Genomic DNA, 6007 nt, shown 5'->3' on the forward strand with positions numbered 1-6007 from the left:
GCGCCCGCGGCCGCACGTCCCGCATCCTCGACGACCCGCTCGGCCGCGAGCAGCTCCTCGCCGAGGCCCGCGACGCCGACGCCCGGCACGCCGACACCATCGCCGAGCTGGCCGCCGCGCGGGGCCGGCTCGACCAGGTCACCCTCTCCCCCGCCGCGCTCGGAACGTTGTGCGGCCTGCTCACCGACGCCATGGCCCAGCGCGAGCGCACCACCGACCCCGGCGAGTCGGGCGACCCGGTCGGCGGCCTCACGGTCACCATCCGGCCCGCCGAGGGCACGCAGACCATCCGCACCGAGCGCGGCGTGCTCGAGCTGCGCGACACGACGGTCGAGGTACACGGTTGAGCGCTGACCTCCTCGACCGGCTCGGCGAGATCGACCAGGCCGACGTCGTGCGCTGTGCCCGGGTCCTGCTGCGCCGCCCGCTGCTGCGTGCCGGCGGGCCGGAGGCCGAGCTGCTGCCGCTGGTCCACCGCCACCGCCACACCCTCACCGAGCTGTTCGCCGGCGTGCTGGGCTACCGGCTCGTCGTGGAGCGCCGATTCGCCCGCCTGTACAAGGCCGGCCCGGGCCACGACCCCACGCGCGGCGAGCCCACGCTGACCCCGCACGGCTACGCCTACCTCGCGCTCGCGATGGCCGCCCTCACCACCGCCGGCCGCCAGACCCTGCTGTCCCGCCTCGTCACCGACGTCCGCGCGGCCGCCACGCAGGCCGGCGTCGAGGTCACCGACGACCTCGGCGACCTGCGCGCGATGGCGTCCGCGCTGCGGTACCTGGTCTCGCTCGGCGTGCTCACCGAGACCGAGGGCACGGTCACGGGCATCGGCCCGTCCGAGGGCGGCGACGAGGCGCTGCTGACCATCGACGCCTCGCTCCTCGGCCAGCTCGTCGCCGGCCCCATCGGCTCCGCACACAGCGCGACCGAGCTCGTCGAGCTGGCACGGCGGCCCGGCCCGCGCGGCGTCGAACACACGGTGCGCCGCCGGCTCGTCGAGAACCCGGTCACCCACTACGCCGACCTCACCGAGGAGGAGGCGACCTGGCTGCGCCGGCGGGCGCGGGCGGAGGCCCGGCTGCTGGAGAGCTGCTTCGGCCTGGCCACCGAGTCACGGCTCGAAGGCGTCGCGGTCACCGACCCGGAGGACCACCTGACCGACATGGCGTTCCCCGGACAGTCCACAGTGGCCCGAATCGCTCTGCTCGCACTGCCGGACCTGCTCACTGCCGATTCCACGGAGGACGGTTGGGTGCCGGTCACGGCCGAGCGGGTCGGCGAGGTCTGCCAGGAGCTGGTCGACGCCTACCCGGCGGCGTGGTCGAAGCAGGTCGTGGCGAGCGGGCCCCGGCTGGTGGACGACGTGCTGCACCTGCTGGCCGCGCTGGGCCTCGCCCGGCGGGCCGGCAGACCTGCCGAGGGCTGGCTGCTGAGCCCGGCCGCACACCGGTGGCAGCCGGAGCCGGACGCCACCCCACGCCAGGCCGGCGGGGAGCCCGAGCCGGAGCCCGTCCCGGGCTGGTCGCTGTTCGACGGCGGCAGCAACGGCGGCAGCAACGGCGGCATCGAAGCCGGCATCAGCGCCGAGGGGGACAAACCGTGAGGTGGAGGCTGCACCGCGGCGGCATCGTCAACGTCTGGCAGTACTCGGTCGAGGAGTTCGACCTGTCCGGCGGGCGCGCGATCTTCCAGGGCACCAACGGGTCCGGCAAGTCCCGCACCCTCGAGCTGCTGCTGCCGCTGTGCCTGGAGGGCGACCTGCACCAGATCGGCTCCAAGGGCTACGACACGGTCAGCATGCGCCGGCTGATGCTCGACGACTACACCGGCGGCCCCAACCGCGTCGGCTACGCGTGGGTCGAGCTGCGCCGCGAGGTCGACGGCGCTGACGCCGAGTACCTGACCTCCGGCATCGGCATCAAGGCGTCCGCGACCTCCCAGCAGATCAACGACTCCTGGCGGTTCGTCACCGAGCGGCGCGTCGGGCACGACTTCGAGCTCGTCGCGGACGGCACCCCGCTCGGCGCGACCCAGCTGCGCGACCTCCTCGGCGCGGACTGCCTGCACGACGAGGAACCGTTCCGCGCCACGATCGCCGAGCTGGTGTACGGCATCCCGGCCGCCCGCTACGCCGACCTGCTCCATCTACAAAGGACACTGCGCAACCCGGACGTCGGGCTCAAGGTACTGGAGGGCCAGCTCGAGCAGATCCTGTCCGACTCGCTCCCCCCGCTCGACCCCGCGGTCGTCGACCAGCTCGCGCAGTCCTTCGAGGACCTGGAGTCCATCCGGGACAACATCCGCGGGCTCGCCGCCTCGGACACCGCGCTGCGCCGGTTCCTCACCGGCTACGCGGGCTACGCCTACGGCGCGCTGCGTGCCGCCGGCCGCCGGTCGACCGACGCCACCAAGGAGCTGACCGCCGCCCGCACGGAGCTCGCCAGGCTCACCACGCGACTGCGCGACGAGGAGGCCGCGGCCGAGAAGGCGGAGGCCGAGGTCGCGACGCTGGAGGAGCGGGAGATCACGCTCGAGGGCCGCATCGACGACCTCAAGTCGAGCCCGCTGTACGACAGCGTGCGGGACCTGGCCGACCGCAAGCGGGTCGTGTCCGCCGCGCGACAGGCCGCGGTCAGCGCGCTGCGCCAGCTGCGCACCCAGCGCGAGCACACCGAGCAGCTGGTCGACTCCGTGCTCGCCGAGCTGGCCCGCTTCGCCGACGACACCGCGCAGGCGGCCGACCTCGCCGCCACCATCCGCGAGCGGATGCGCGAGGCCGGCCTCGACCCGGCGCTCGCCCCGGCCGTGCCCGAGGTGCCGGAGCTGGCGGCCACCGAGGTCCACGAGACTGCCCGCGCCACGCTCGACCCGGAGGCCACGCCGGTCGAGCTGACCAGGCGGGTGCCACCCGCGCTCGACTCCGACGTGCTGCACGAGGCGCTGCGCACGGCCGCAGAGCAGGCGTCGCGGGGAGCGAGCGCACTCAGCGAGCGCTGCGCGGTGACGCTCTCCCTCGCCGAGCGGGCCCGCGAGCTGGACGCCGAGCAGCAGGAGCTGGGCCGGCGACAGCAGGAGGCGCGCGCCGCGCAGCTCGCCGCCACCGAGGCCGCCGGCCGGCGCAACGAGGCGGCCCAGCACCTCGACGACGTGGCCCACGCCTGGCACGAGCAGGTCACCGCGTGGGCGGCCGGAATCGAGCCCGACACCGAGCCCGCGGCCGAACTGGCGCCGCCCACGCCGGCCGAACTGGTCGCCGACCAGGACGCGGCCCGGCGGGCGACCGAGCGCGCGCACGCGTGGCTGCGCGGACGGCTGCCCGCGCTGCACGCGGAGGTCGGGCGTACCGCGCATCTGGTGGACGACCTGGACCGCCGCCTCGCCGCCGCCACCGACGAGCTGACCGCGCTGCGCTCCGGTGTGGACACTCAGCCCGACCGGCCGGCGTTCGCCACGGCCGTGCGGGACCCGGCGACCGGGGCGGCGTTCTACCGGCTCGTCGACTTCGCGTCCGATGTGGACGACGCGGCCCGCGCGGGGTGCGAGGCGGCGCTGGAGTCGTCCGGTCTGCTCACCGCCTGGGTCACCGCGGACGGCACGCTCGCCGACCCGGCCGCGGCCGAGCTGACGGCCGTCACCGATGGCGGCGCCGCGAGCGGTCCCACGCTGGCGACCCTGCTCGTGCCGGCCGTGCCGCCGGACTCCCCGGTGCCGCCGGAGATCGTGGCCCGGCTGCTCGACCGCGTCGCGCTCGGCGGTGTCTCGATCAACGCCGGGCTCGCGATCACCACGGACGGGCGCTGGCGGGCCGGCGTGCTGGCCGGCGCGATGACCAAGCAGGCCGCGGAGTTCGTCGGCGCCGGCGCGCGGGAGTCGGCGCGGGAGCGGCGGATCGACGAGCTGGTCGAGACCGTCGGCCGGCTGACCGGCGAGCGCGACCTCGCCGCCACGGCGCTCGCCACCGCCCGCGAGCGCGCCGCCGCCTGGGAGCGGCACATCGACGAGCACCCGGACGACCGCGCGCTGCTCACCGCGCACGTCACGCTGCGCGGCGCCGCGGACACCGCCGACGACGCGGCGAGCCGGGCGATCGACCGCCGCGAGGCGCACACCTCGGCGGCCGACCGGCACCGCGCGCGGCAGGACGCCCTGATCGCCGACGCACGGGCGGCCGGCCTGTACGCGTCCGTGGAGTCCTTGCAGCAGGCCAGAAGCGCGGCACTGGACGCGCGGACCGCGGCCGACGCGCTGGTCTCCGCGCTGGGCAGGCGTTGCGCGGGCGCGGTCGACACACTCGCCAAGGCCGTGGCCAACCACGAGAGGGCGGCCGGGGAACTGGCCGAGGTGTCGGCGGGCGCGGAGCGGGCTTGCCTGGACTTCGCGAACGAGTCCGCCGGGTACGCCGAGCGGGTCCGCTCGATCGGCGGCGCGGCCGAGCAGCTGGAGCGGGACCTGGCGGCCGCCGAGGAGGAGCGTGCCGGGCTGCGGCAGCGGCTGCCGGGCGCGCGGCAGCAGGCGACCGACGCGCGGGTCAAGGCCGGCAAGACGCAGACGCAGATCGACACCCGGCAGTCCCGGCTCGCCGAACTGGTAGAGAAGGAAGCCTTTGCGCGGCAACGGTTCCGTGACGCGCTGGCCGCCGACGGCGTGTGGCCGGCGGCGGTCGACGCGCCGCGGCCGGACGACCTCGGCGAGGCGTACGCGGCGCTCACCGCCCGGTCCCGGGACGCGGTCGGCGAGGACGCGGTGCTGGGTGACCTGCAGGCGCTGCAGGCCGCGCTGGCGGGCAGCCACGACATCGTGGCGCAGCGGTCGGCGGACATCCTGACCGTGACCGTGACCGGCGCGCACGGCCCGCGGCCGGTCGCGGTCGCCGCGCGTGAGGTGGCCGAGCGCCTTGCCACACAACGGGACCTGCTGAGCGAGGAGTACCAGCAGATCTTCGACGCGTTCATGCTGCGCGACCTCGCCGACAAGCTGGCCGCGCAGCTCGCCGTCGCCGACGACCTGTGCCGGCGGATGAACGACACGCTCGACGTGGCCCGCTCCAGCCAGGGCGTGCACGTCCAGCTGGACTGGCAGCCGGCGCCCGACCTGGACGACGACATGCGCCGGGCGATCGCGCTGATCCGCACCCCGTTCGCGAAGCGCGGGCCCGGCGAGGACGAGCGGCTGCGCAAGGCCCTCACCGACCGGATCACCACCGAGCGCGACGGCCACTCCGGTGACTACGCGGAGGTGCTCGGCCGGGCGCTGGACTACCGATCCTGGTACCGGTTCACCGTGCGGGTGCGCGACCAGGACCCGGACGGCCGGCCACGCACGCGCCGCATGCGCCAGCTGTCCTCCGGCGAGACGCGGCTGATCTCGTACGTCACGCTGTTCGCCGCGGCGTCGGCGTTCTACGACGCGGTGAGCACCGGGGCGCAGCGCCCGCCCGTGCGGCTGGTGCTGCTGGACGAGGCGTTCGAGCGGCTGGACGAGCCGACGATCGCGCGGATGCTCGGCCTGCTGGTGGACCTGGACATGGACTGGATCATCACGTGGCCGAGCGGGTGGGGGCTGTCGGAGAAGATCCCGCGGATGCACATCTACGACGTCCTGCGCCCGAAGGGCGGCCGGGGCATCGCGTGCACCCACGCCGTGTGGACGGGCAGCGCCCTCACCGAGGAGCGTTGACGCTCCGGGCGCACGACAGGTCAGCCGCGAGCCTGCGCGGCCCGCCGTTCCGCGGTCTCGCGGGGGTCGTGGATCGTCGTGACGGAGTCCGCCGGATGGTCGGTGTGGTGCTGGGGTGGACCCCCGCGTGCTCCTCGCCGAGCTCGCTGCGCCGCGCGGCGAGCGCCTCGATCGCGGCGTGATCCGGCACGCCGATCGCGAAGTAGTCGAACCCGGCCGCCGCGGCCGCGCGTGCCGGGTCGAGCCGCAGCGCCAGGGGCGGCCCGCCGTTGGGGTGCCGGAGCGCGACACCCATCAGCGTGCCCTGCTCGACGAACTCGATCTGGAGCGT

At 75.5% G+C, this 6007-nt stretch carries 3 protein-coding genes and 1 pseudogene; 3 read left to right on the plus strand and 1 reads right to left on the minus strand.

The genetic code is table 11. The features are described 5' to 3' along the window. The 3 genes from ACRDTB_RS36980 to ACRDTB_RS36990 all read left to right on the plus strand — a co-directional run. On the plus strand, window positions 1–347 hold a 347-nt coding region (locus ACRDTB_RS36980; protein WP_431436920.1), incomplete at its 5' end, for a DUF2397 family protein. Beyond that, window positions 344–1603, plus strand: coding sequence for a TIGR02678 family protein (locus ACRDTB_RS36985; protein ID WP_431436921.1), 1260 nt, complete (start codon window positions 344–346; stop codon window positions 1601–1603). The genes ACRDTB_RS36980 and ACRDTB_RS36985, both read left to right, overlap by 4 nt. Further along, a complete protein-coding gene (locus ACRDTB_RS36990) occupies window positions 1600–5676 on the plus strand; it encodes a TIGR02680 family protein (RefSeq protein WP_431436922.1) in 4077 nt (1358 codons plus the stop codon). Before ACRDTB_RS36985 ends, ACRDTB_RS36990 begins: the two co-directional genes overlap by 4 nt. Here ACRDTB_RS36990 and ACRDTB_RS36995 read toward each other — a convergent pair. Then, window positions 5660–6007 (minus strand): annotated as a pseudogene (locus ACRDTB_RS36995) (hypothetical protein); the annotation flags it as partial. The gene ACRDTB_RS36990 and the pseudogene ACRDTB_RS36995 sit on opposite strands and share 17 nt — an antisense overlap.

This window comes from Actinophytocola sp. (genome assembly GCF_050699935.1).
Lineage (GTDB): Bacteria > Actinomycetota > Actinomycetes > Mycobacteriales > Pseudonocardiaceae > Actinophytocola.